This window comes from Pseudoxanthomonas sp. (assembly GCF_002863005.1).
Taxonomy (GTDB): Bacteria; Pseudomonadota; Gammaproteobacteria; order Xanthomonadales; family Xanthomonadaceae; genus Pseudoxanthomonas_A.
This window is the reverse complement of the sequence record NZ_PKDG01000009.1, coordinates 1-24,101: the sequence shown is the minus strand read 5'-3', so window position 1 is coordinate 24,101 and position 24,101 is coordinate 1. Positions and strand designations below refer to the sequence as shown.

The window sequence follows — 24,101 nt, the reverse complement described above, 5'->3', positions numbered from 1 at the left end:
TGGAGCCCTCTCATGCGCATCGTCCTGCTGGCCGCCGCTTCTGCCCTCGCCCTCGCGGCATGCAGCACCACGCCGTCGTCGTCGTCGCCGTCGTCAACGGCGACGCCCGTCGTCCCCACCACCAGTACCGCCAGGCAGGCGGTCGCCGTGCTGGCATCGGCGTCCGGCAGCCTGGTCAGCGGCAGCGTCACCCTCACGCCCATGGGCAAGGGCCTGCACCTGACCGGTGAGATCGGCGGCCTGCCCGCGAACGGCACGCACGCCTTCCATATCCATGAGAAGGGCGACTGCAGCGCCGCCGACGCCAGCAGCGCGGGGCCGCACTTCAACCCGTTCAATGCCGCGCACGGCAAGGCCGGCAGCGGCGCGCACCATGCCGGCGACATGAACAACCTGACCGCCAATGCCGACGGCGTGGCCAAGGTGGATGCGCACCTCGAAGGCGTCACGCTGGGTGGCGGTGCCGTCAACGACGTCGCCGGACGCGCGCTGATCGTGCATGCCGCGCCGGACGACTACGCCAGCCAGCCGGCCGGCAACGCAGGCGCGCGCGTCGCCTGCGGGATCATCAAGGTCACCCAGTAGTACCACCCGACATCGTAGCGTGCGCCACGCGCACGACCGCATGATGTGTGGTTCTCATGGTCGTGCGCATGGCGCACGCTACGACTGCAGGGTGTCCCGCGCATCGGCCTTGGCGGGGCAGTGCGCGAACGTCACCGGGATCCCATGCGCTTCCAGCACGGCCGCGATCTGCTGCTGGCGGGCCTGGAAATGCTGGTAGGCGCGTTCGAGGCGTTCGTCGGTCGCTTCCTGCGTCGCATAGCGCGCCCGCCAGGCCATCGGTTCGAACAGCGCGATGTGGACCTCGCCACTGGCGTAACGCAGCAGCGGTTCCGGCACGGCATCCAGCCACGCCTCTTCGGTCGGGGCCATCAGGGCGGTTTCGATCACGGGCCACAGTGCGCCGAGGCCGCCATGGTCGTACTGCATCGCGGTCATGGCGGCGAGATCGTGCAGCGTCATGTAGCGTGCGTGTTCGATCTGCGCGCCGAATGCGGTCTGCGCCAGCAGCGCGGTATCGGCCTGGGCCATCCCGGTTTCCAGCAGGACGCTCTCCAGCCGTTCTGCCACCGCTTCGACCGCGGGGACGTCGCCGCTGAGCACGAAGGGCAGCACGCGCAGCAGGCCGCCGCGCAAGCCGTCGTCGGCCTGCAGCGGCATCGGGATGTCCCCGGTGTCGTCGGCGCCGAACGCGATCACCCGCGCCCCGTCGCCACGTCCCGGTGCCCGCTGGTGCAACTCGCGCAGCCGCTGGTGCAGCGGCCAACCGGGGCGCAGCGCTTCGGCGGGATCGAAATGCGCGCCCGCGAAGACGAGATCCAGGTCACGCACCTGCGGCGCATGCGTCGCCAGGTCGCGGCCGAGTTTTTCCGCCAGGCCGCTCGCATCGGCGGCACTCAGGGCGGCACGCCGAGGGGTACTGCCCGCTGCCAGTTCCAGGGCCATCACGCCCATCACGACAGGGCTGGTTGTGGATCGAGTCATGTCAGCGGTTGGAGGCGATGGAGGGGCGCATTACACTCCCCCATTATGCCTGCCGTACGCAGGCGCATCTTCACCGTCCCGTCATCGCCATCCAGACCGAGGTCCCCATGCCCGCACCCCGCCCCGTCGCCATCCTCGGCGGCGTCCGCATTCCGTTCTGCCGCCAGAACACGGCCTACGCGGATGTGGGGAACCTGGGCATGTCGGTGCGCACGCTGGGCGCGCTGGTCGAGCGCTTCGGCCTGCATGGCCAGCAGCTCGGCGAAGTGGCGATGGGTGCGGTGATCAAGCATTCGTCCGACTGGAACCTGGGCCGCGAGGCCGCGCTCTCCTCCGGCCTGTCGCCGCTGACCCCGGGCATCACGCTGCAGCGTGCCTGCGGCACCAGCCTAGACACCATCATCCACATCGGCAACAAGATCGCGCTGGGCCAGATCGAGTCCGGCATCGGCGGCGGGTCGGACACGACCTCCGAAGTGCCGATCGTCTACGGCAAGAAGCTGCGCGCGCGCCTGCTGGCCGCCAACCGGGCCAAGACCACGCAGGACAAGCTGAAGGCGCTGGTCAGCGGCTTCAAGTTCGGCGAATTGAAGCCCGAATTCCCCGGCGTGGCCGAGCCGCGCACCGGCAAGAGCATGGGAGAGCACTGCGAGGACATGGCGAAGGAGTGGAACATCTCCCGCGATTCGCAGGACGAACTCGCCGTCGCGTCGCACAAGAAGCTGGCCGCCGCGTACGAGCGCGGCTTCTTCGACGACCTGATCGCGCCCTTCCGCGGCCTGGAGCGCGACAACATCCTGCGTCCCGACACGTCGCTGGAGAAGCTCGCCACGCTGAAGCCCGCCTTCGACAAGACCTCGGGCCGCGGCACGCTGACCGCCGCCAACTCCACCCCGCTGACCGACGGCGCCGCGGCGGTGCTGCTGGCCAGCGACGAGTGGGCGAGGGCGCACGGCCACGAGCCGCTCGCGTACCTGAGGGACGCGCAGGTCTCGGCGGTCGACTTCGTCCACGGCGAAGGCCTGCTGATGGCGCCGACGGTGGCCGTGCCGGAGATGCTCAAGCGCAACGGCCTGACGCTGCAGGATTTCGACATCTACGAGATCCACGAAGCCTTCGCCGCCCAGGTGCTGTGCACGCTGCGCGCGTGGGAGAGCGAGGACTACTGCCGCAACCGCCTGGGCCTGGACGCACCGCTGGGCAGGATCGATCCGGCCAAGATGAATCCGAATGGCTCCTCGCTGGCGACGGGCCATCCGTTCGCCGCCACCGGCGCCCGTATCGTCGCCACGGTGGCGAAGGAACTGAAGCAGCGCGGCGGCGGCCGTGCGCTGGTGTCCATCTGCACGGCAGGCGGCATGGGCGTCGTCGCCATCATCGAGCGGTAAGCGGTCGCCTTGCGCCGGCCCGCTAGTGCGCTGGCGCCTGCACCTTGGCACTGCCCACGCCGTGCCGGTGGCCTTCGCTCACGGCGGTCACCGTGCCATCCGGATGGAACACCAACGCGTTGGCGGCCCCGATTTCCTCGGGGACCGCTGACCAGCCTTGCCCGCGCTGCACGAGCGCCTTCGCCTCGGCACTGTCTGCGTAACCGGGTTCGATGTCTGTCGTCCGGCCGTTGCGCTGCGACAGTCGCGGCGCGTCGATCGCCTGGTCCATCGGCATGCCGAGATCGATGTAGTTGACGATGGTCTGCAGCACCGTCGTGATGATGGTGGAACCGCCCGGACTGCCGATCGAGAATGCGGGCTTGCCGTCCTTCAGCGCGATCGTCGGCGTCATGCTGCTGCGCGGGCGCTTGCCGGGTTCGGGGATGTTCGGATGCGGCGCGGTGGAATCGAAATCGGTCAGCTCGTTGTTGAGCAGGAAGCCATAACCGGGCACCACCATGCCGCTGCCGCCCCAGTCTTCGATGGTGAAGGTATAGGCGACGACGTTTCCGTCCTTGTCGGACACGGTCAAGTGGGTGGTGTGCGTGTTTTCAGGGGGCAGTGCGCGCGGTGTGGAGCGCAGGGGATGACTGGGATCCTGCTGGAACGGATAGGGGTCGCCGGCGGCCACGCGCCCTGATGCGGCCTTGTCGCGAGCGATCAGCGTACGCCGCTGTGCCGCATAGTCCTTGCTCAGCAAGCCCGTCACCGGCGCATCGACATACTCCGGGTCGGCCAGGTAGGCATCGCGGTCGGCGAAGGCCAGGCGGCTTGCTTCCAGATACAGATGCTCGACCTGCGCACGCGGCATCGTCTTCAGGTCGTAGCCCTCGAGGATGTTCAGCGCTTCGAATACGGTCACGCCGCCGCTGCTCGGTGGCGCCATGCCGTAGAGGTCGTAGCCACGATAGGTGGAATGCACTGGCAGACGCAGGCGCGCTTCGTAGTTGGCCAGGTCGGCGAGTGTCATGCGGCTACCGCGCACCGACACGCCCGGCGCGGTCGGTGGGCGGTTGACCGTGTCGACGATGGCGCCCGCCAACGGGCCCGCGTAGAACGCATCCACGCCGCCGTCCGCCAGCAGGCGGTACGTGCGGGCGAGATCGGGATTGCGCAGCAGGGTGCCGGCCGGGATGGCCCTGCCATGCCTCAGGTACAACGCCGCCGTTGCGGGGAAACGGTTGAACTTGCGTTCGTTCACTTCCGCCAGGCGTGAGAAGTTGGCGTCGACGGTGAAGCCCTCCTCCGCGACCGTGATCGCAGGCGCGAGCACCTGCGCGAGCGACATCGAGCCATACCGCTGCAACGCCTCGTGCCAGCCGCGCACGGTGCCGGGCACGCCGACGGACAGCCCGCTGGCGATCGCGGTGTCGAAGTCCATCTCCTTGCCGTCTTCGATGAAAAGTGCCGGCGTGGTGGCAGCCGGCGCGGTCTCGCGATGATCGATCGTGATGACCCGCCTATCCTTCGCCAGGTAGACCACCATGAAACCGCCGCCGCCGATGCCGCAACTGAAAGGATCGGTCACCCCGAGCGTCGCCGCCGCCGCGACGGCGGCATCGACCGCGTTGCCGCCCTGGTCCAGGATCGCGATGGCGGATTGCGTGGCCTGCTCGCTGATCGTCGCGGCAGCGCCGCCGGTTCCCCGGGCGACCGGTGTCTCCGCCTGCGCCGGCACGATGACGAGGAGCGTCATGAGCAGCAGGACGTGCAGGGTTCGGGTCATCGCGGATTACCGAAGGGCAGCTGATCCGATTGTCACACGCCCACGGCCCACCCCCGTTCCCCTGTGGCCGCTCATCGGATAGCGTGCGTTATGGGATGCAGGCAGGGGGGCGGCAGGATGCGACACAAGGGATGGATGCTGCTGGCGGCGTTTGCCTTCGGTGCGGCAGGTCCGGTGCAGGCTTGCGTCAACGCAATCGGGACCGATCATCAGGGGCGGCAGTTTGATGTCCACGATGACGTCGGCGAACAGCTGGAAGCGAGACTGACGTCGAACGAGGTCAGGAAGCACTATCTGCGGAACGCGCGGAGCCTCATCGCCGAGGCCCAGTCGGTGCCGGACCTGGAGAACTTGACCAAGCTCGCCATCCTGCTGATGTACCAGGGCCAGCACTCGCGGGCGGCGCAGCTGTTGCTGTCCATCGAGCGTCGCTGGCCTGGCCACCACGAGACAGCAGCCAATCTGGGCACGGCATTGGAGCTTTCCGGCCACGACGCGCCGGCGCTGGCCTGGATACGCTTGGGCATCCAGCGCAATCCGGCGGAACACTTCGGTACCGAATGGCTGCACGCGCGGATCCTGGAGAGCAAGCTCGCGTCGGCGAAGGATCCCGTGCGCCTGGCGAGGTACTCGATTGCGGGCCTACAGTTCGGCGACGCAACGGTCCCGCCACTGCCTGCCACCTTGCCGGCCGGCAACGACGGCCGGCGTGTCGACGCGTACGCACTGAATCAGGCCTTCGCCTACCAGCTGGGCGAGCGCATGCAGTTCGTCCTGCCGAAGGATCCAGTAGTGGCGAACCTGCTGTCCGACTGGGCGGCGTTGAACATGGCGGGAGGTCCGATGGAGAACGTCGTCGTGCTGTACGCGTTGGCCGAACGCTACGGCGCCGAAGAAACCGCAACCGTCGCCCGGCGCCAGGCAGAAGCCCGTCGCATCCTAAAGTCGGTGCGAAACGCCGAGCACCCCGGCGGCCGCTGCGTGATCTGCGAACCCGGACCGACGACGAAGGCGCCATGACGCCTCGCGACCCCATTCGACGCCGCCGCGCGTTGGAGTGCGGCACGGCCATCCGGCTACGCCTTTTTCCTCTCTCCGGAGTTCCCATGCGCATGTACAGGAAGTGCCTTGTCGTTTCCTTCTTGGGCCTGTTGGCCCTGGCGACCGCCTGCAGCAAGCACGAGATGGCCCCGGCCGACGCAGAGGTGGCGATGGAGTCCGCCCCGGCGATGGCCGAAGCCGCTAATGCCGCAGCAGCGGCGCCACCGGAGAAAAACCTGGAACCGCCACCGCTGCAGACACCGGGCGTCGATGCCTCGCAACTGGCCTCCGACGTGCTGGTGCAGGTGGATCCGCAACGCCGCTTCATCCGCACCGCCGCCGCGGAGTTTCAGGTGAAGGATGTCTACCGCACGGCGTTGGCGATCGAGGATGAAGTCGCGAAGCAGGGCGGTTTCACCGTCGACAACGACATCCAGGCACAAGTGCAGCGCGTGCAGAGCCGACCGATCGGCGACGGCAAGCGACTGGAGCTTTCCGAGTACCGGCTACAGGGCGAACTGACCGTGCGCGTGCCGAGCGAGCGGACCCAGGTATTCCTGCGTGCCATCGCATCGCAGATGGAGTTCCTGGAGCGCCGCAACTTCAGTGCGCGCGATGCGCAGTTCGAGCTGTTGCGTCAGCAATTGGCGCGGCAGCGCGCACAGGACCAGCAGCAGGAACTCGGCGACGCGGTGCAGGCAGGCGGCAAGCTCGGCGACAAGGCCGACGCCATCGAAGCGCGTGGCGAAGCGCGTGGCCAGCGCGACGAAGCCGTGATCGCGCAGAAAGAGTTCGAGGACCGCGTGGCGTTCAGCACCATCACGCTGTCGCTGCGTCAGGATGTGCAGGTACGCAAGGCAGAGCGCGTGGACGTGGATGCCGTGTTCCGCGACAACGGACCCGGCTTTTTCAGCCAGCTGGGCGATGCGCTGAGGGTGGGTTGGCGTGCCGGCCAGCAGGTCGTGGTGGCGCTGGCTGCCCTGTGGCCGGTGTGGCTGGTGGTGCTGGCGGCGGTGATCGGGTGGCGCCGTTGGCGCAGGAAGCCGTCCGCCGCGTGATCCTCACTCCTTGAGCCGCGGCAGGCCGTGCGCGTCGCGCTCTTCGACGACGGCGGCGTCATGGATTTCCTGCCGCATGTCGCGCACCGGCAAACGAACCGGCGCTTCTCCCCGCGCGGCCTTCACCGCGTTGGCATGGCACTGCTGCGCCGACACGGTGTCGCCCGCCTCGTTGAAGCCGGTGGCCAGCTCTTCCCACGCGTCGGCGCCGGCGCCCTGCGCGACCGCGCGATGGAGGAATTCCTGCGCTGCGGTCCACTGGCCCTGCTGCCGCGCGAGCCGCCCCAGCGTCACCAACAGGGCGGGACTGGCCGGGTGCGCGTGCAGCCAGTGCTGCGCGCTGGCGCGACGGGAATCCAGTTTGCCCACCGGCAGGCGGCCGTACAGGGCCACGAGGCTTTCATCCCAGCGCGACTCCAGGGCCTGTTCGATGCTGCGCGTCGCCGCGTCCTCCCAGCGCAGCGCGGCGGCCCGCTCCGCGTAGGCGGCCACGACAGGCGCCTGCACGCGCAAGGGTTTGGTCAGGTCTTCCCAGCGCTCGGCCAGCACGTTCGGGTCGGCCGCTTCGCGCAACGACTGTGTCGCCAGGCGGATCTCCAGCGCGTCGAACGCGGACGGCGCCAAGGCCTGCTGCTGCTTCAATGCGCCCAACAAGCCATAGGCCTCACCTGCGCGGGCAGTGGCCGCGAGCGCATCGGCGCGCAGTGCCAGGCCGCGCGGGGGCAGGGGTTGCACGTCGACGGCATCCAGCAAGGCCAGTGCTTCTTGAGGCTGTCCGCCATCGAGCGCGATCTGCGCGGCCGTGATCGCGTGCGCCTGGACGGACCGCTCGCGCAGTGCCGTCAAATGGCGCTGCACGGCCGCATCGTCGCCACGCGCCTGCGCCGCGCGCACCGCGGCCACGCGCGCGATGGCACCGACTTCCGTGTCGTCTGCGGCGCGTTCGAGCAGCTTTTCCGCCTTCTGCCAATGCCCGGCGTGCAGGGCGTCCAGGCCATCGATGAGCCGTGCGCGCGCCTGTTTGCGACGATGGCGGCCCCATGCGCGGAACGGCAGCGACAGCAGGTGCCAGGACAACCAGGCCGCGGCCGTGATCAACAGCAGGGCAAGCAGTGCGCGCGGGACATTGGTCTGCAGGTCGTACCCTGCGAACCGGATGAACACCTCGCCGAGATCGCGATCGGTGGTCGCCATCCACTGCGACGCCAGCACGCCGGCCAGCAGCAGCACCAACAGCACCACCACGGTACGGAACACCTTCATAGCGCGGCCTCCTGCGGATCGGTGGATGGCGTCGACACCGGCAGGCGCACGCCCGCGCTGCGCAGTGCGCGCAGCTGCTGCAGCGTGCTGCCGAGTTCCGTGGGACGGACCGGCGCCGGCGTCGCCTGCAATGTGCGCAACTGCGCGTGAACCTGCCGTCGTGCGGGTGAATCGGGCCACAAGCGCGGCAGCCAGCCCTCGACGCGCGCCAGTGCGGCGCGGAAGGCGGCATCGTCGTCGCGCTCCAGCGCAGCCCGCGCCAGACTGATCTCGATCTGCAGCGCCGCGTCGCCGGTGGCGCGGTCTTCCGGCGTCACCAGCGTGCTGTCGCGGGTCGGACGCACGTCGACCAGCGGTGACAGCCACCGTTGCCAGGCCGGACGCGACGCCTGGTCGGCGACGGCGTCCCGCTCGCGCGGCAATCCGGGCAGGGCGGCGGCGATCGCCTCCAGCCGCTTCATGGCTGTCGCCTGCGGACCCTCGCCGAGCGCATCCAGCGCCGCGCGCTCCTGCGCCAGTGCCTGTTTCAGGTTGAGCAGTCGATGGTCGTCGATCCCGTCAAGGACGCCGGCAGCCAACGCGTATGCCCGCCGCGCACCCGCCACATCGCGTGCGATGTCCAGCCGCTGCGCGGCCTGCGAGAGCAACAACTCCACTTCATCCAGCCGCAGCGCCTGCGCGCCATGGCGGGTGGGATCGGTGAGCTTGGTCACGCTCTCCTCGAGCAGCGCACCACGCTGGCCCAGGCCGAGCACTTCGTCGCGCAGCACGCGGTTGGTGGCCGCCGCGTCCAGCAGGCGTTGTGCCTGCGCACGCTGGTCGCGACGCAGGGCATCGGTGCGCGACTCCAGCGCTTCAAGGCGTTGCTCCGCTGCCGACTGAAGCGTCTGCGCGCGCGCGTCGCGTTCCTGCCACCACGCCCAGCCCCGCCACGCGCCGATACCGACCACCACCACCGCCAGCGCCGCCCACGCCAGGCGCGCGCGATAGCCGGAACCGTGCGGAGAAGAGGGCTGGTCGTTCACAGGCGTCCTTGGCGGCAGGCGAAACGTGATGGATGCCGCAGATGCTACCGGATGCCGGGGCAGCCGATCGTGCACGCCGCCTTCATCAGTTGGGCCGGTCGCGGTCCCTCGGCGAGCACCACGTGGGCAAAGCCGGCTTCGCGTGCCGCGTCCACCAGGCGTTGGCTAGCGGCTGCCACCGGCAAGGCCTTGAACCGGGCGGCGAGGCTTCCCGGAAGTTGCGCCAGCACCTGTTCGAGTGCTGCGCCGCTGCTGAGCAGCAGGCAGGCAGGCGCATCCAGGGCGGCGAACGCCTCGATCGCGCGGGCATCCAGCGCCACTGGCTCGCGCCGGTAGACCTCCGCGAGGTGCACGCGGGCGCCGCGGGAGTGCAGCGTCGGAACCAGCAGGTTGCGACCGTCCGGCGCGGTGACGAAGCCCAGGGGTGTGCCGCGGATGCTGGCCAGTTCGGGCAGGGACAGCAGGCCTTCGCTGTCCATTCGTGCGGGAAACGAGACGTGTCCGATGCCGGCGCGCCGCAACGCGGCGGCAGTACCGCTGCCTACGGCCAGCCAGACCTGTCCGTCCCGGTCGCGCAGGGCCTGCAGCGCATGGGCCGCAGCGACCGCGGCCGGACTCGTGAACACCACGATCGGGCACGCCAGCGCAGCCCGCAAGGCATCGCGCGCCGCGCCATCGTCGCAGCGTCGGATGCGCCAGGGCGAAAGGGCGAGCAGGCCGGCGCCGCGGCGGCGCGCGGCGCGCCTGAGTGCGTCGTGCGCGCCCTGGGGCCGCAGCGAGATGACGTACCATGCCGGCGGCGTTGGATGTCCCATGCGCGGATTATGAGTGATGCGTCCCGAAGAAGCCCTGCAGGAACTGAGCGACTACTGCCGCGGCATGCCGCCGGTGGCAGCGATGCGCGTGGAGGTGGAGGGATTCCGCGACGACGTCCTGCGGTTGACGGCGCCGCTGTCGGCCAACGTCAACGACAAGGGCAATGCGTTCGGGGGCAGCCTGACCTCGCTGATGACGGTGGCCGGCTGGGGTCTGGTGACGCTGAAGCTGCGGCTGGCCGGACTGAAAGCCGAGGTCTACGTGGCCGACAGCCAGATCCGCTACCTCGCACCGCTCTATGGCGACCTGGTCGCGGAGGCGACCTTCGCGGAAGGCCAGTCGATGGAGGCCTTCATCGACACGCTCGTGCAGCGCGGTCGCGCCCGCATCCAGGTGGAGGCGAGCGTGCGGTTGCCTGAAGGCGGAATGGCTACCACGCTCAGCGGGCGGTTCGTCGCCATCGCGAAGCGGTAGCATGCCGGCATGACCGGGGGGTGCTCATGCGCGTGATCGTGAAATGGCTGCTGGCGGCGGGACTGGTGCTGGCGCTGGTGCCCGCGGCGGCGCAAGGCCGCCTGCAGCGCGGCAAGCTGCAGGAAGTCCAGGATGCGTATGCGGCCTCGATCCGCTGGGGCGACTTCGAGAATGCCTGGAAGGCCGTCGACCCGGCCTACAAGGCCGAGCATCCGATGACCGAGCTGGAGTTCGAGCGCTACCAGCAGGTGCAGATATCGGGATACCGGGACCTGTCGACCAGCGGAGGTCCCGACGGAACCGTCGAGCGCGCGATCGAACTGCGCGTCATCAACAAGCACACCATGGCCGAACGGACGATGCGTTACCGCGAACGCTGGCGGTGGGATCCGGAAGTGAAGCGCTGGTGGCTGGTGGTGGGCCTGCCCGACCTCTGGAACGGCGAATAAGCGAGCGACGCCCCGGCGGCGTCCTGTGCGACAATCGCCGCCCGCTCGAAGATCGCCAACTCCGTGAATTTCGAAGAAATCCTGGCTTTCGCCACCCGTTCTCCCTTCAACCAGATCCTGTCGCTCGCCCTCGTGGGCCTGACGGTCGCCATCGTCTACACCGAGATCGCGCGCATGTTCCGCGGCTACAAGGCACTTCGCCCCGCCGAGCTGACCCATCTGGTCAACAGCGAAAACGCCCTGGTCGTGGACCTGTCGGCGAGCAACGACTTCGAGAAAGGCCACATTGCGGGCAGCCGCAACGTACTGCCGAGCAACTTCGACCCCGAGAACAAGCTGCTGGCCGGCGCCAGGTCGCAGCCCGTCGTGCTGGTCTGCCGCACCGGCCAGGTCTCCGGTGGCGCTGCCAAACGCCTGAAGAAGGCGGGTTTCGAGAAGGTCTACGCGCTCGAGGGCGGCATCGCCGCCTGGCAGCAGGCGGACCTGCCGCTGGTCAAGGGCCGCTGATCCGTCCGTTCCCGTGGCCGCGGACCCGCCCTTGAAGCGGGCCCCGCGAGCCGCCATGACATAATTTCCATTCACCGCCGCAATCCAGATTCCGGAGTCAAAGAAATGTCCGACGAGACCACCAACGGCGCGGTCGCGCCTGCCGCCGAAGCCGCTGGCCCCGCTTTCACTGTCGAGAAGATCTACGTCAAGGACGTTTCCTTCGAAGTCCCCGGTGCGCCGGCGGTCTACGCCGAGAACGTGCAGCCGGAGCTTCAGCTCAACCTCAACCAGCGCGTGCAGCGCCTCGGCGAGAACGCCTTCGAAGTCGTGCTGGGCGTGACCCTGACCTGCAAGGCCGGCGACAAGACCGCCTACGTGGCGGAAGTGCAGCAGGCGGGCATCTTCGGCCTGATCGGCCTGGAGCCGCAGGCGGTCGACGTGCTGCTCGGCACCCAGTGCCCGAACATCCTGTTCCCGTACGTGCGCCAGCTGGTCAGCGACCTGGTGCAGGCCGGCGGCTTCCCGCCGTTCTTCCTGCAGCCGATCAACTTCGAAGCGCTGTACGCCGAATCGCTGCGCCAGCGCGCCGCGCAGGGCGGCGATGCCGGCCTGGCCAATTCGGAACCCGTCGGCAACGCCTGAGTCGGGGTGCACTGTCCCGTCGGGATGGCGTCGTACAGGGGTGACGGATGACTGATCTGCAATCCGCTGATCCGCTGAAGATCGCGGTGCTCGGGGCCGGTTCCTGGGGCACCGCGCTCGCCGCGCTGATGGCGAGGCACGGGCACGCGGTCACGCTGTGGGGCCGCGATGCCGCCGTCGCCGAGGCGATCGACCAGCGGCACGAGAACACCCGCTACCTGCCCGGTATTCCCCTGCCGGACAACCTGCGCGCCACCACGGACCTGGCCACTTCGCTCGCCGATGTGGACCAGGTTCTGGTCGTCGTGCCATCGCACGCCTTCACCGAGACGCTCCACAAGCTGGCGCCTCTGCGCCCGGCCAGGGCGGGGGTGGCGTGGGCGACGAAAGGCTTCGAAACAGGATCCGGCCGCTTCCTGCATGAGGTCGCCGAAGAGGTGCTGGGTCCGGAAGTGCCGATCGCGGTCGTCACCGGTCCCTCGTTCGCGAAGGAAGTCGCGCTGGGCCTCCCCACCGCCGTCACCGTGCACGGCGCCGATCCGGCGTTCGCGCAAGCGGTCGCCGACGTGATGCACGGCCCCGCGTTCCGCGCCTATACCGGCGACGACATGGTCGGTGCCGAACTCGGCGGTGCGATGAAGAACGTGCTGGCCGTGGCGACCGGTGTTTCCGACGGCATGCAGCTGGGCCTGAATGCCCGGGCCGGCCTGATCACGCGCGGCCTCAACGAGATGCTGCGCCTGTCCGCGGCGATCGGCGCCAAGCCGGAAACCCTGATGGGGTTGGCCGGTCTCGGCGACCTGGTGCTTACATGTACCGGTGACCTGTCGCGCAATCGACGCCTTGGCCTGGCCTTGGGCCGCGGCCAGTCGTTGCAGGACGCGGTGCGCGAGATCGGGCAGGTCGTCGAGTCCGTGCAGACGGCCGACGAAGTGATGCGCCAGGCGGACAAGCACGGCATCGACCTGCCGATATCCAGCGCGGTGCGCGCCGTGCTGCATGGCGACCTGACCCCGCGCGATGGCCTGCAGCACCTGCTCTCGCGCGAACAGAAGCCGGAATACCCGGAAACACTGTTCAAGTAAGTGCCGTCGACATGCGACGAGACAAGCCCGGCAATGCCGGGCTTTTTCTTTGCGCAATGGGGTGCATCACACGAAGAAAAGCCCGGCCGTGGGGCCGGGCTTTGGGGTGCGACGCGGGGAGAGAGGACGCGTCGCGAGGGGAGCGTTGCGGATTACCAGCTGAAGCGGGGACCGACGAACCACTGGGTGTCGCCGTCGACCAGCTTGACGTCGGCCGAGGCGCTCCAGTTCGGGGTGAACTTCACCTGCGCGCCGAGACGGCCGTAGAACTCGCCGTCGTAGTCATCGCCATCTTCATAACCCGCCAGCGCGTAGCCGTTGAGGCGGCTGGTCAGCGCGCTGTTTACGCCGACTTCGACGCTGTAACCGTCTGCGCTGAAGCTGGGGACGCGGACGCCGCCGACGTTGAAGCTGTCGGTTTTGGCCTTCTCGTAAGCAACACGGGTCAGCAGATCGACGCGCTGGGACAGCTCATGGTTGTAGCCCAGGCCGACCCGCCACTGGTCGAAATCGACGTTGACGTCGTCGACTTCCTGCGTGCTGTAGTCGGCGAAGACGTGGAAATTCGGGTGCAGCGCGACAGATCCCTTCAATGCCCAACCATCGGCATCGGGGCCATCGATGTTCGTGGCGGTGTAGCCGCCTTCCACATAGTTGTAGGAAACGCCTTCCGCGGCCGACGCGGCGAACGGAGCGGCAGCCAACAGGGTCAGGGCAAGCAAGGACTTCTTCATGGGACGTCTTTCTCTCTAGTTGTTGTGTGTCCGTCGCTCCAGGGAAGCGACGGTGCACGAAGTATCCGCCGCCGCTCACAACACCTCCTGAATACCAAACTTAGCGGTACATAAATTGCGCGGACACGATGGGAACTTTCAGCAGTTGCGCGATTGCAATTCCCGTCGGGGCATGAAGTGTGTCCCGTTTCGTGGCGTCCCGACGAATGAAACAGCAAGCGGATGGATACCGCAGCGCGTGCAAACGCGCATGTTTTTCCGGGGCGTCAGGAGACACGCAGGATGGAAGGACAAGACAGGAACCCGGTGCTCGGGGTGGAACGCGAAGACGGGGTCGATCAGACCGACATGCTGCGACTGGACGATGCACGCTGGGAGGCGATCCTGGCCGCGTTGCCGCCTCTGGTCCGCGCGCGTGCCCTGAATGGCGAGCGGACGCGGGCATTCCTCGAAGCGGTGCTGTGGGTCGCCGTCACGCGGCAACCATGGGGCCGGCTGCCCCTGGCATGGGGGCGGTGGCACAGCATCTATGTCCGCTTCACCCGTTGGGCACAGGACGGCATCTGGGATGACGTGATCGCGTCGCTGCAGGCGCACGCGGACATTGCCGATCCGCTCCGCCAACTCGTCAGCACGTACAGGCTCTCGCACCACCCTGCGTCGCTTGCGCGCCGCTCGGGTCCGCGATTCACGCCGTTCTGAGGGCGCGCCGGATCCGGGAACCGGAGATGCCGACATGCGCCGGTGCATGGCGGGGGCAGGGCGGCAAACACAGACGCCATCGGCCATCGAGACATCGCAGCACGGCGCGCAGACGCTGGCGACATCGGTCGCCGCACGCCTGACAACGAGGGCGATGGCATCAGCCTGTGGGGATATCCGTATCGTGGGCGTCGGGCGACTGGCGCGCGACGATGCTGGTGGCGGTCAGGTCACCCGTGACATTGCCCGTCGTGGCGAACACATCGGGAATGGTGTCCACCGCCAACAGGAGGCCCAGCGGTTCGATCGGCAGGCCCATCGACTGCGTCACCGGCATCACCGTGGCCATGAAACTCACCTGGCCCGGCAGGCCGATCGAACCCAGGCTGATCACCACTGCAAGTGCGGCGCCGGCGGCGAGCGTGACGGCGTTGACGTCGATGCCATAGGCCCACGCGACGAAGCATGCCGCCACGATGTACTGGATCGGGCTGGTGATGCGGAACAGCGTCACCGCCATGGGCAACACCAGCGCGGCGACGGCGCGCGGATGTCCCAGGCGGAAGCGCGCGCTCTCCACCATCGCCGGCAGCGAGGCGAGCGAGGATTGCGTGCTGGCAGCCACGACCTGCGCGGGCAGGATCGCCTTTGCGAACGCGAGCGGCGATTGCCGCGCGAACACCGCGACCAGCACGTAGCAGATCAGCGTCGCGCCGAGGTACATGCCGCACTGCAGGGCGATGTAACCCGCCAGCGCACCGATGACGCCGATACCGGCCTGCGCGCACACAGCGAGTACCAGGGCGAACACGCCGATCGGCGCTGCCAGCAGCATCCAGCGCACGATCACGATCATGGTGTCGGCGATCCCGTGGCAGAACCCGATGATCTGCGCGCGGCGATCCTCCTGCACGCGCGTCAGCGCGAATCCGAAGAACAGCGCGAAAACGACTACCGGAAGCATGGCGCCCTGGGCGGCCGCCATGATGGCGTTGCTGGGAACGATCGAACCGATCCAGTCGGCCAGCCCCGGCGCGGCAACCTCACCGGAGGCCGGCAGCGTGCCATGCAAGGTGGCGGTCAACGCGGCGCTCGGCGGCACCATCGACAGGATGAGTGGAGCGACGATGGCCGCGTAGGCCGCGAACAGCGACAGCAAGGCGATGAAGACCACCATCGCGCGCCGCGCCACGCGGCCGGAAGCCGCAGCATCGCTCGCCGTCGCGACGCCCAGGATCACCAGCGACAGCACCAGCGGCACCACCGTCATCTGCAGTCCACTGAGCCACAGCTTCCCGATGGGCTGCGCGATGGCGACCGCCGTGGCGGCACTCGCAGGTGACCAGTGCGCCAGCGCCAGGCCTACCACGGCACCGGCGGCAAGACCCAGAAGCACGCGCGCCGTGGCGCCTGGCCACCTCATCGCACCGCCTCCGGCAACTGCCAGTCATGCGCCAGGCGCGCGTACTCGGCACGCGGCAGCAGCACGAAGACCGGGCGCGCATCAGGGCGCAGCCAGCGCAGCACACCCTCCATCGTCTCGGCTGCCATCGCCGTGCAGCCGGCGGTCGGCTCGCCCTGCGTGCGCCACAGGTGCGCGAAGATGCAGCTGCCGGCGCGCGGCGTGGCCTTCGGGTTGTGGCCGATCACCAGGCCCTCCCGATAGCGCACATCGCCCTTGTTGTGCAGGTCCAGCCGCATCGGCTCGGTCGAGCCCTTCGCGGCGGCCTCGCCTTCCGTGCGCGTATCGATGATGCGGTTGTAGAGCGGGGAATCCGGCACGTCGATGCAATAGCTGGTCGCCTGCATCGCGCGGTACGGCATGGCCGTGTCGGCCTTGTCGGCATAGCCGAAGGCCTCGCCCAGCGTGAACACGCCTGCGGGGGCACGGCCATCGCCCTCCTGCTTCTGCGGTCCCTGCGCCTGCACCGGGTGCAGGCCCAGACCCCAGGCGCTGCCATGGCGTCCGACCGAAACCGGCGCTGCGGCCGCCGCCGCCTGCCACCGGCCGTCGCGCAACTCGAAACGCTGCAACGTAGCGTCGGTAGCATCCCATCCCTCGGTCACCACCAGCACCAGCTGGCGCGCGTCGCGCCAGGGCTGCGACGCGGGCGCATCGGCGGCGAGTGCAGGGCCGCTGCTCGCGATCAGGGCGAGGGTCAGCGCGAACGATCCCAACGGGAGACGCGGAAACGACAGTAAGGGCATCACGACTCCAGCAGATGGTGGATGCGTTCGAGGTTGATGGCGAGCTGACGGTTGCGGTCCGGATTGGACTGGCACAGCAGCACGAACACGAAGTCGAGCAGCGATTGCAGCGACGAGCGATAGAGCAGCTGTTCCACGTGCGGCGCGGGATCATGCGCCGAGATCACCAGCGCGGCGTCGGCGTGCGCACGCAAGGGATTGGCCGTATGGCGCGTGATCGAGATGACCTTGCCCTCACAGGCCTGGAACTGCCGGCTCACCTGCGAGAGCTCGGGCAGTTTGCCGAACTCGGAAAACATCAGCAGCACGTCGCCGGGACGCACGGCCGACAGGTTGGCCATCATCAGGATCGGATCGGCGTGGTGCACCGTCAGCAGTCCCAGCAGCGACAGGCGCATCGCGAACTCGCGCGCGAACAGGCCATCGTCGCCCAGGCCGCACACGAACACCTTGTCGGCCCCGTCGATCAGGCTGACGATCGGCTCGATGTGCGCGCGCGGGTTGAGGCTGCGGGTTTCCTCCTCGGCCGCCATCTTGCTGCGGCGCAGGCCGTCCTGCAGCTGCTGGTAGGCATCGCCGGCGTCCTCGCTCTCGGCGTGCGGCGGCATCGCGTGGCCATTGCCGTTGCGGGCGACGGCTTCGCCGATGGTGTACTTGAGGTCGGGGTATCCCTTGAACCCGAACTTCTGCGCGAACTTCACCACGCTGGACTGGCTGATGCCGAGCGCGCTGGCGAGCTGTTGCGACGAGTAGTCGCGCAGCAGGTGCGCGTTGTCGAGGATGAAGTCGGCGATGCGGCGTTCGATGGCCGACATCTGGTCGCGTTCGGAGCGGATCTTCACCAGGGAGGTTGTCATGGCGTGAGTGTGATGGCGGTGGACGGTGCTGACAACGGGCCATCGCCACCGGGTTCAGCCCGGCAGCATCTCCAGGCCACGGATCTCGCGGATACCCAGGCCCGGGGCTTCGGTGATGGTGATCTCCGACTCGTTGAAGATCACCCCGCCCTCGACGGGGTTGAACTGTCCCAGCGAGGGTCCGTCCAGGTCGACCTTGGTGATGACGTTGGCCTTCGCTGCCGCGACGTGCACGGCGGCGGCCACGCTGATGCTGGTCTCGATCATGCAGCCGATCATGCACTCCACGCCGTACAGCGAGGCGATGTCGGCGATGCGGATGGCGTTGGAAATGCCGCCCGTCTTCATCAGCTTGATGTTGATGATGTCGGCGGCGCGCATCTTGATCAGGTCGATGACCTCGGTCGGGCCGAACACGCTCTCGTCCGCCATCACCGGCGTGTGCACGCGGTCGGTGACGTACTTCAGGCCGTCCAGGTCGCGCGCCTTCACCGGCTGCTCCAGCAGTTCCAGGACGACGCCGGCGTCCTCCAGGTGCTGCATGGCGAACACGGCCTGCTTGGCGGTCCAGCCCTGGTTGGCGTCCAGGCGCAGCAGCGCCCGGCCTTCGACCGCGGAGTAGATGGCCTTGACCCGTTCGATGTCCAGCCCGATGTCCTTGCCCACCTTGATCTTCAGCGACTCGAAGCCGCGCTCCACCGCGCTGATCGAGTCGGCCACCATCTTGTCGATGTAGTCGACGCTGATGGTGATGTCGGTGGTGATGACCGGGTCGCCACCGCCGAGCATCTTGTACAGCGGCGCGTCGTACAGCTGCGCCCACAGGTCGTACACCGCGATCTCGACGGCCGCCTTGGCACTGGTGTTGCGCTCCAGGGCGGTCTGCACCAGGTCGGTGATGTGGTTGAGGTTGGCGATCTCCTGTCCGATCAGCCGCGGGCGGATGAACTTGCCGATCGCCTCGACGATCGAGCCGTGGGTGTCGCCGGTGATGACCGCGGTGGCAGGCGCTTCGCCATAGCCCACATGGCCGGTGTCGGTATGCACGATGACCACGATGTCCTCCACCGTGTCGACGGTGCGCAGCGCGGTCTTGAACGGTGTCTTCAGCGGCACGCGCAGCATGCCGAAGGTGATGTCTGTGATCTTCATGGAGCCCCTTGGGGACGGATGCGCTGGATGGCGGTGATGCGATCGACGGTGGATTGCTCGCTGTTGAACAGCAAGGGCTCCAGCGGCGTGACGGCGACCGAGTTGAGCGTGGTGCGGACCACGCGGCCGTCGGCGCCGCGATAGGTGATGCCGGTGGTGTCGTGGATGGTGTAGGTGGTGCCGTTGTCGTGTCCGATCACCATCATCACGTGGCCGGGGATGTAGACCAGGTCGCCGACCTGCAAGCTGCGGAGGACCTCCAGCCGCTTCTCGTGGCTGTCGCCGGCGTCGAAGCCGATGCGTTCGAGCGCGGGACTGACCGCCTGGGCGCTGGTGTTGCGGGGCAGGATGATGCCCATGCTGCGGTACACCTCGGAGACGAAGCCGCTGCAATCGCGGCTGTCGTAGCGGTGGCCCCAGCCATAGCGTTCGCCCAGGAACTTGAAGCTCTGGCGGAGCAGGTTGGCCGGGGTGTACGGCAGGTAGTCGGGGGCGACATCGGCCGTCCTGGGCAACAGCGCGGGCAACAGTGCGAGCGTGCCGTCATCGCGGCGCACCGGCAGCTGGATGACATGCGAGGTATAGGGATGCTGCCCGTTCACCGGCTTGTCAGCCGGCCAGTCGGCCAGCACCGGGACGCGCACGCCCATGTCCAGCTGCAATGCCGACAGTCCGGGTTCTTCCGGGTTGTAGACCGTGCGCGCGGTGGCGCCGGTGACCACCAGCGCGGACGGGCCGGCGCCGTAACCGAACACCATCTCGCGGGCGCCTTCGCCGACGTGGCGCCTCTCGATCCAGGCGGCGTAGAGCGGGCTTACCACGAAGTACCACGCGCCGTCGGCGCTGGTGTGGGCGATCACGACCGGAGTGCCGGGGAACAGCGCACTTTCCTGGAATCGGTCGATATCGGTGTCGTCCTTGCTGCTGAATACGTGCTCGCGTGTCGGGAACGTGCGCAGGTCGGCGCGATGCACGACCAGGCCGTAGCGTGCAGGCGCACGGGTCGGAATGGCATCCAGTGCTGCGTTGGCGACGAACCCGGCGAGCTGTTCGCGGGTGATGTCGCGTCCCTTGTCGTCGTACAGCGTCCGGGTGGGAGCCGAGGACAACGGGTCGAGCCACGCGCGCACGTCGGCGCGCGTCAGTTCCGCGGGCAGGCGTTGCAGGTCATGCACATGACGATCGCGCTGCCACATCTGTTCGTTCTGCGCCGCGACGCCCCGGGTGTCCAGCAGCAGGCGGTCCGGTGCGGACAGGCGGCGGACCCAGTCCTCGGGCTGGAGATGCCGCGCCTGTACTCCGATGACGGCATGCGCCGGGACGGCCAGCGGCTCTTGCGCGATCGACGGCAGCGCGGCGAACAACCCGCCGAGCAGCGCGAGCGCACCCAGCGCCTGCGGCAGACCTGCACGGTCCCTGGGCCGGTACGACATCGGTGTGTTCATCCCATCCCCTTTTCCAGAACCCTCGCCCGCCACCATGACGCCATGGCCGGGGCGGTTTCCACAAGAATATTTATTTCTTCCGTCATAAAAATCAAGAATAAATTATTGACCCTTGCGTTCACGTCGTGTTACACAACCGCGACCAGTCGGCGTGGGGATGTGCGACGTGGATGCGAGCAGGAACCAGCACGTGGTGGCAGGACGCGACAGGCGGGCCCGACGGCGCCTGGCGGCGTGGCTGTCGCTGTGCGGGTGGCCGATGGTACTCCCGGTGCCCGGCCTGGCCGAGGCCGGCGATCCGCTCGCGGCCATCGTCGCCGACATCGACCGGGGGCATTTCCAGCAGGCGGAAGACGCGATCGCCCGGGCGCTTGCGGACGGGGCGGCGGATGATGCCCGTCGGCAGGCCCTGCAGTTCCAGCGCGAGCGCATGCGCCGCATCCGGCTGGATTTCGCCCTCGATGCCGACGCCGTGCGCGAGCGCGTGCGCGCGCAGATTCCCGACCTGAGCGATGAGGAATTCCAGCGCTGGGACCGGGCGGGCCTGATCGAGCGGCTCGACATCGACGGCCGGCCCCTCTATTTCAACCGGTCGGCGTCGAACCTGTTCCGAATTAGCCCGGAAGCGGCCGCGCGTCGCGCGCCGCCGGTGCGACCGTTCGCCCAAGGGCCATACGAAGCGCTGCACCGCCATCATCGCGACGTGGTGCAGGTCAGCAAGGCGACCGCCGCGAGCAGCGTGCTGCCGCGGCGCGTACGCATCACCCATACCGTGAGCGTGAAGCCGGATGCGGTGCCCGCAGGCGAAACCATCCGCGCCTGGCTGCCGTACCCACGCGCCATCGCGGGGCAGCAGGAGGCGATCGCATTGGTCGCCAGCCAGCCCGCGCGCCCGCAGATCGCGCCCGAACGCGCGCTGCAGCGCACCGCCTACCTCGAGCAGCCTGCCCTCGCGGGACAGCCGACCACGTTCTCGGTGACATACGAGGTCACCGTGCATGCACGCCGCGTGGCGATCGATCCCGAGCGGGTGGAGCCCGTGACCGCCACGCCGGCGCTGGCGCCGTTCCTCGCCGAGCGGTCGCCGCACGTGGTCTTCAGCGATGACCTTCGTCGCTTCAGCGAGCAGGTCGTCGGCGACGAGAAGAATCCGTACCGCATCGCGCAGAAGTTGTTCGCCGCCGTGGACCGCATCCCCTGGGCCGGCGCGCGCGAGTACTCGACCATCAGCAACATCAGCGACTACGCCTTCCGCGCCGGCCATGCCGACTGCGGCCAGCAGACGTTGCTTCTGATCACGCTGCTGCGCATGAACGGCATTCCCGCGCGCTGGCAGTCCGGGTGGGCGTACTCCGAAGACGTGGAGGGCCACGACACCATGCACGACTGGGGCGCGCTGTACCTGGCGCCCTACGGCTGGGTCCCGATGGATGTGACCACCGGCCAGCTGGCTTCGGACGATCCGGCGCTGCGCTGGTTCTACCTGGGCGGCCTGGACGCCTACCGCGTCGCCTTCAACGACGACTACTCGCGCGAGTTCATCCCCGCCAAGCAGCACGCCCGGTCCGAGACCGTGGACCTGCAGCGCGGGGAAGTGGAGTGGCGGGGCGGGAACCTCTACTTCGACCAGTGGGATTACCAGTTCGAATGGACCGTGCTGCCCCGGGACGGGCGCGGCTGACGAAACACACCACCACACGATTCACCACCATCTTTAGCAGGAGAGAGCGGGGATGAAAGGCAAGGTTCTGAAGAAGGCGGCACTGGGCATGGCGCTGGGTGCCTGCCTGGCGTCGATGGCGCCCCTGGCGATGGCGCAGAGCGCGACGGGCGCGGTCGCGGGCCGTGCGAACGCGGGCGACCAGATCACGATCACCAATACCGCCACCGGCGCGACGCGCTCGGTGACCGTGGGCGGCGATGGCGGCTACCGCCTTGCCCAGTTGCCGGTCGGCGACTACCAGTTGCAGGTCAAGCGCGCCGGCCAGGACGTGGGCGATGGCGTGGCGGTCAATGTCTCGCTGGGCGGGACCACCACCGTCAACCTGGGCGGCGACGGCGCCGTGGTGAACCTCAACGCGATACAGGTGGTCGGTTCGCGCGTTGTCAATCGCGTGGACGTGCGGTCCACGGAGTCCGCGACCAACATCAACCGCCAGGAGCTGGCGCGCCTGCCGGTCGACCAGAGCCTGAGCTCCGTCGCCCTGCTTGCGCCGGGCGTCGTCAATTCGGGCGCGACGTTCGGCGGCCTGTCCTTCGGGGGCTCCTCGGTCGCCGAGAACGCCATCTACATCAACGGACTCAATGTCACCGACCCGTACCGCCGCCAGGGCTTCTCGTCGGTGCCGTTCGGCTTCTACGAAGAGGTCCAGGTCAAGACGGGCGGCTACTCGGCGGAATTCGGGCGCAGCACCGGCGGCGTCATCAATGCGGTCACGCGATCGGGCAGCAACGAATTCCAGGCCGGTGCGGAGCTGACGCTCGAGCCCTCCGCATGGGAAGCCTCGAAGGAAGACCACTTCCATCGCGATGGCACGCTGGACGAGCGCAACCGCACCAGCCGCGACACGAGTCCGTTCTACAAGGCCAACGTGTGGGCATCCGGCGCGATCGTGAAGGACCGCCTGTTCTTCTTCGCGATGTACGAGATGCGCGACAGCCAGCCCAAGGACATCGACACGATCGAGGCCTGGAAGACCAAGAGCAACAATGATTTCTGGGGCGCCAAGCTGGACTGGCGTATCAACGATGACCACGCGCTGGAATTGCTCGCCTTCTCCGACAAGGCGGACTCGGAAACCACCAAGTACGGCTACACGTGGGACACCGGCATGCTGGGCAACTGGCGGGGCGGCAGTACCGCGGGTTCCGGCGGCGATAACTGGTCGTTGACGTACACGGGACACTTCGGGGACAACTTCACCGCCAAGGCGATGTACGGCGTTAACGAGCGCAGTGCCCTCAGCGGTACGCCGCTCGACGCCGACTGCAGCATCGTCACCCGGTCCGGCAGCTACACGACCCGCTTCGGGGCGGAGACGATCCCCGAGGGTTGCCACCCGACCGACACCAGCATCAGCAGTCGCTACGACAAGCGCGAAGCGGCGCGCCTGGATTTCGAATGGACGCTGGGCGATCACCTGCTGCGCTTCGGCCTGGACCAGGAGATCATGGATTCGGACAGCTCGGTGGTCTACCCGGGCGACGGCGTCAGCTACCAGGCGCAGGCCGCGAATGCCGGCGCCGTGCTGCCCAACGGTGCGCTGGTGCCGGCAGGCGTCACCCGCATCATCGACGCGCGCCGCTACATCACGGGCTCTCCCGTCACCACCGAGGCACAGGCGTTCTATGTGGAGGACAACTGGAGCGTCACGCCCAACCTGCTGCTGAACCTGGGCCTGCGTTTCGACAAGTTCCACAACAAGCTCGCCTCCGGCGCCACCTTCGCCAAGGCCGACTTCTCGGACATGATGGCGCCGCGCGTCGGCTTCAGCTGGGACATGAAGGGCGACGGCACGACCAAGCTCTTCGGCAACGCCGGTCGTTACTACATTCCGCTCACCAACAAGCTGACCGACTACTTCGGTGGCGGCACCACGGACGAGCACACCTACTACGTGCTCAATGGCTGGATCCAGCAGACGCACCCGGTCACCGGTGCGACGTACCTGGTCCCGGACCTGGGGCCGCAGATCGGTCCGGTGAACACGGATGGCAACGCGCCTGCGCCGGACGATGTGCGCACCGCCGTCGCCAGGGACCTCAAGCAGGTCTTCCAGGACGAGTACATCCTCGGTTTCCAGCAGGCGATCAACCAGGCCTGGTCGTACGGCGTCAATGCGACGTATCGCAAGGTCACACGGGCGGTGGAGGATGCGCGCATCAACCACGTCGCGGGTTGCCCGTGGTACTCCGGCGACTGGCCGATCATCAATCCGGGCGAGAGCACCACCCTGT

Annotated in this window: 23 protein-coding genes; 12 read left to right on the top strand and 11 right to left on the bottom strand. The window is 68.1% G+C overall.

The genetic code is table 11. The annotated features are described in order from the left end of the window. Positions 1-12 precede the first annotated feature (12 nt). On the top strand, positions 13-585 hold the full coding sequence (locus CYU89_RS02265; RefSeq protein ID WP_296278597.1) for a superoxide dismutase family protein: 573 nt from the start codon (positions 13-15) through the stop codon (positions 583-585). A 78-nt stretch (positions 586-663) separates the two neighbouring features. On the opposite strand, the gene CYU89_RS02260 is transcribed toward CYU89_RS02265, so the two are convergent. After that, on the bottom strand, positions 664-1,548 hold the full coding sequence (locus CYU89_RS02260; RefSeq protein ID WP_296278596.1) for a hypothetical protein: 885 nt from the start codon (positions 1,546-1,548) through the stop codon (positions 664-666). Positions 1,549-1,655: 107 nt separating this feature from the next. Between CYU89_RS02260 and CYU89_RS02255 the strand changes: the two genes are divergently transcribed. Beyond that, positions 1,656-2,936, top strand: coding sequence for an acetyl-CoA C-acetyltransferase (locus CYU89_RS02255; RefSeq protein WP_296278595.1), 1,281 nt, complete (start codon positions 1,656-1,658; stop codon positions 2,934-2,936). Between the two features lie 22 nt (positions 2,937-2,958). On the opposite strand, the gene ggt is transcribed toward CYU89_RS02255, so the two are convergent. Further along, positions 2,959-4,704, bottom strand: coding sequence for a gamma-glutamyltransferase (gene ggt / locus CYU89_RS02250; RefSeq protein WP_296278594.1), 1,746 nt, complete (start codon positions 4,702-4,704; stop codon positions 2,959-2,961). A 135-nt stretch (positions 4,705-4,839) separates the two neighbouring features. Here ggt and CYU89_RS02245 point away from each other — a divergent pair, with 135 nt between their 5' ends. Continuing rightward, complete coding sequence (locus CYU89_RS02245; RefSeq protein WP_296278593.1) at positions 4,840-5,724, top strand: hypothetical protein; 885 nt, start codon at positions 4,840-4,842, stop codon at positions 5,722-5,724. A gap of 86 nt (positions 5,725-5,810) precedes the next feature. Beyond that, positions 5,811-6,803, top strand: coding sequence for a DUF4349 domain-containing protein (locus CYU89_RS02240; RefSeq protein ID WP_296278592.1), 993 nt, complete (start codon positions 5,811-5,813; stop codon positions 6,801-6,803). A gap of 3 nt (positions 6,804-6,806) precedes the next feature. Here the strand turns inward: CYU89_RS02240 and CYU89_RS02235 are convergent, their stop codons facing one another. The 3 genes from CYU89_RS02235 to CYU89_RS02225 are packed head-to-tail and all read right to left on the bottom strand — an operon-like array spanning position 6,807 to position 9,906. After that, positions 6,807-8,066: a heme biosynthesis HemY N-terminal domain-containing protein gene (locus CYU89_RS02235; protein WP_296278591.1), complete on the bottom strand. Its 1,260-nt coding sequence runs from the start codon at positions 8,064-8,066 to the stop codon at positions 6,807-6,809. Next, complete coding sequence (locus CYU89_RS02230; RefSeq protein WP_296278590.1) at positions 8,063-9,091, bottom strand: uroporphyrinogen-III C-methyltransferase; 1,029 nt, start codon at positions 9,089-9,091, stop codon at positions 8,063-8,065. Before CYU89_RS02230 ends, CYU89_RS02235 begins: the two co-directional genes overlap by 4 nt. Before the next feature lie 44 nt (positions 9,092-9,135). Continuing rightward, positions 9,136-9,906: a uroporphyrinogen-III synthase gene (locus CYU89_RS02225; RefSeq protein WP_296278589.1), complete on the bottom strand. Its 771-nt coding sequence runs from the start codon at positions 9,904-9,906 to the stop codon at positions 9,136-9,138. A 16-nt stretch (positions 9,907-9,922) separates the two neighbouring features. Between CYU89_RS02225 and CYU89_RS02220 the strand changes: the two genes are divergently transcribed. From CYU89_RS02220 to CYU89_RS02200, 5 genes are all read left to right on the top strand, one after another. Next, on the top strand, positions 9,923-10,381 hold the full coding sequence (locus tag CYU89_RS02220; RefSeq protein WP_296278588.1) for a YiiD C-terminal domain-containing protein: 459 nt from the start codon (positions 9,923-9,925) through the stop codon (positions 10,379-10,381). Between the two features lie 26 nt (positions 10,382-10,407). After that, positions 10,408-10,830 carry a hypothetical protein gene (locus CYU89_RS02215; protein ID WP_296278587.1) on the top strand — a complete coding sequence of 141 codons (423 nt, stop codon included), beginning with the start codon at positions 10,408-10,410 and terminating at the stop codon, positions 10,828-10,830. 63 nt (positions 10,831-10,893) lie between these two features. After that, positions 10,894-11,337, top strand: a complete 444-nt coding sequence (locus CYU89_RS02210) for a rhodanese-like domain-containing protein (protein WP_296278586.1) — start codon at positions 10,894-10,896, stop codon at positions 11,335-11,337. Positions 11,338-11,442: 105 nt separating this feature from the next. Then, entirely contained in the window at positions 11,443-11,961 is a 519-nt protein-coding gene (gene secB, locus CYU89_RS02205; RefSeq protein WP_296278585.1) for a protein-export chaperone SecB, read from the top strand. 47 nt (positions 11,962-12,008) lie between these two features. After that, a complete protein-coding gene (locus tag CYU89_RS02200) occupies positions 12,009-13,046 on the top strand; it encodes an NAD(P)H-dependent glycerol-3-phosphate dehydrogenase (RefSeq protein ID WP_296278584.1) in 1,038 nt (345 codons plus the stop codon). Between the two features lie 152 nt (positions 13,047-13,198). Here CYU89_RS02200 and CYU89_RS02195 read toward each other — a convergent pair whose 3' ends face one another. Continuing rightward, positions 13,199-13,780, bottom strand: a complete 582-nt coding sequence (locus CYU89_RS02195; RefSeq protein ID WP_296278583.1) for an Ax21 family protein — start codon at positions 13,778-13,780, stop codon at positions 13,199-13,201. Positions 13,781-14,062: 282 nt separating this feature from the next. Between CYU89_RS02195 and CYU89_RS02190 the strand changes: the two genes are divergently transcribed. Next, complete coding sequence (locus CYU89_RS02190) at positions 14,063-14,482, top strand: transposase (RefSeq protein ID WP_296278582.1); 420 nt, start codon at positions 14,063-14,065, stop codon at positions 14,480-14,482. A gap of 160 nt (positions 14,483-14,642) precedes the next feature. Here CYU89_RS02190 and CYU89_RS02185 read toward each other — a convergent pair whose 3' ends face one another. From CYU89_RS02185 to CYU89_RS02165, 5 genes are read right to left on the bottom strand one after another with little or no spacing between them, the layout of a single operon-like run. Continuing rightward, entirely contained in the window at positions 14,643-15,905 is a 1,263-nt protein-coding gene (locus CYU89_RS02185) for a dicarboxylate/amino acid:cation symporter (RefSeq protein WP_296278581.1), read from the bottom strand. After that, positions 15,902-16,690 carry a L,D-transpeptidase family protein gene (locus tag CYU89_RS02180; protein WP_296278580.1) on the bottom strand — a complete coding sequence of 263 codons (789 nt, stop codon included), beginning with the start codon at positions 16,688-16,690 and terminating at the stop codon, positions 15,902-15,904. The genes CYU89_RS02185 and CYU89_RS02180 overlap by 4 nt, the downstream gene beginning before the upstream one ends. Next, the gene (locus tag CYU89_RS02175; protein WP_296278579.1) at positions 16,690-17,547 is read right to left on the bottom strand and encodes a MurR/RpiR family transcriptional regulator; all 858 of its coding nucleotides are present in this window, start codon (positions 17,545-17,547) and stop codon (positions 16,690-16,692) included. The genes CYU89_RS02180 and CYU89_RS02175 overlap by 1 nt, the downstream gene beginning before the upstream one ends. A gap of 54 nt (positions 17,548-17,601) precedes the next feature. Next, positions 17,602-18,699 carry a dipeptide epimerase gene (locus CYU89_RS02170; RefSeq protein ID WP_296278578.1) on the bottom strand — a complete coding sequence of 366 codons (1,098 nt, stop codon included), beginning with the start codon at positions 18,697-18,699 and terminating at the stop codon, positions 17,602-17,604. After that, a complete protein-coding gene (locus CYU89_RS02165; protein ID WP_296278577.1) occupies positions 18,696-20,144 on the bottom strand; it encodes an SH3 domain-containing protein in 1,449 nt (482 codons plus the stop codon). Before CYU89_RS02165 ends, CYU89_RS02170 begins: the two co-directional genes overlap by 4 nt. Positions 20,145-20,403: 259 nt before the next feature. On the opposite strand from CYU89_RS02165, the gene CYU89_RS02160 reads away from it, so the two are divergent. After that, the gene (locus CYU89_RS02160) at positions 20,404-21,825 is read left to right on the top strand and encodes a transglutaminase domain-containing protein (protein ID WP_296278770.1); all 1,422 of its coding nucleotides are present in this window, start codon (positions 20,404-20,406) and stop codon (positions 21,823-21,825) included. Between the two features lie 52 nt (positions 21,826-21,877). Further along, positions 21,878-24,101, top strand: a 2,224-nt coding sequence (locus CYU89_RS02155; protein ID WP_296278576.1) for a TonB-dependent receptor, incomplete at its 3' end; no start/stop codon positions are given.

Excerpts from the sequence above, each read along its gene's own strand:
- CYU89_RS02265 (WP_296278597.1), top strand. The coding sequence starts at position 13 with ATGCGCATCGTCCTGCTGGCCGCCGCTTCTGCCCTCGCCCTCGCGGCA.
- CYU89_RS02260 (WP_296278596.1), bottom strand. The coding sequence starts at position 1,548 with ATGACTCGATCCACAACCAGCCCTGTCGTGATGGGCGTGATGGCCCTG.
- CYU89_RS02255 (WP_296278595.1), top strand. The coding sequence starts at position 1,656 with ATGCCCGCACCCCGCCCCGTCGCCATCCTCGGCGGCGTCCGCATTCCG.
- ggt (WP_296278594.1), bottom strand. The coding sequence starts at position 4,704 with ATGACCCGAACCCTGCACGTCCTGCTGCTCATGACGCTCCTCGTCATC.
- CYU89_RS02245 (WP_296278593.1), top strand. The coding sequence starts at position 4,840 with ATGCTGCTGGCGGCGTTTGCCTTCGGTGCGGCAGGTCCGGTGCAGGCT.
- CYU89_RS02240 (WP_296278592.1), top strand. The coding sequence starts at position 5,811 with ATGCGCATGTACAGGAAGTGCCTTGTCGTTTCCTTCTTGGGCCTGTTG.
- CYU89_RS02235 (WP_296278591.1), bottom strand. The coding sequence starts at position 8,066 with ATGAAGGTGTTCCGTACCGTGGTGGTGCTGTTGGTGCTGCTGCTGGCC.
- CYU89_RS02225 (WP_296278589.1), bottom strand. The coding sequence starts at position 9,906 with ATGGGACATCCAACGCCGCCGGCATGGTACGTCATCTCGCTGCGGCCC.
- CYU89_RS02220 (WP_296278588.1), top strand. The coding sequence starts at position 9,923 with ATGCGTCCCGAAGAAGCCCTGCAGGAACTGAGCGACTACTGCCGCGGC.
- CYU89_RS02215 (WP_296278587.1), top strand. The coding sequence starts at position 10,408 with ATGCGCGTGATCGTGAAATGGCTGCTGGCGGCGGGACTGGTGCTGGCG.
- secB (WP_296278585.1), top strand. The coding sequence starts at position 11,443 with ATGTCCGACGAGACCACCAACGGCGCGGTCGCGCCTGCCGCCGAAGCC.
- CYU89_RS02200 (WP_296278584.1), top strand. The coding sequence starts at position 12,009 with ATGACTGATCTGCAATCCGCTGATCCGCTGAAGATCGCGGTGCTCGGG.
- CYU89_RS02195 (WP_296278583.1), bottom strand. The coding sequence starts at position 13,780 with ATGAAGAAGTCCTTGCTTGCCCTGACCCTGTTGGCTGCCGCTCCGTTC.
- CYU89_RS02190 (WP_296278582.1), top strand. The coding sequence starts at position 14,063 with ATGGAAGGACAAGACAGGAACCCGGTGCTCGGGGTGGAACGCGAAGAC.
- CYU89_RS02185 (WP_296278581.1), bottom strand. The coding sequence starts at position 15,905 with ATGAGGTGGCCAGGCGCCACGGCGCGCGTGCTTCTGGGTCTTGCCGCC.
- CYU89_RS02180 (WP_296278580.1), bottom strand. The coding sequence starts at position 16,690 with ATGCCCTTACTGTCGTTTCCGCGTCTCCCGTTGGGATCGTTCGCGCTG.
- CYU89_RS02175 (WP_296278579.1), bottom strand. The coding sequence starts at position 17,547 with ATGACAACCTCCCTGGTGAAGATCCGCTCCGAACGCGACCAGATGTCG.
- CYU89_RS02170 (WP_296278578.1), bottom strand. The coding sequence starts at position 18,699 with ATGAAGATCACAGACATCACCTTCGGCATGCTGCGCGTGCCGCTGAAG.
- CYU89_RS02165 (WP_296278577.1), bottom strand. The coding sequence starts at position 20,144 with ATGAACACACCGATGTCGTACCGGCCCAGGGACCGTGCAGGTCTGCCG.
- CYU89_RS02160 (WP_296278770.1), top strand. The coding sequence starts at position 20,404 with ATGGTACTCCCGGTGCCCGGCCTGGCCGAGGCCGGCGATCCGCTCGCG.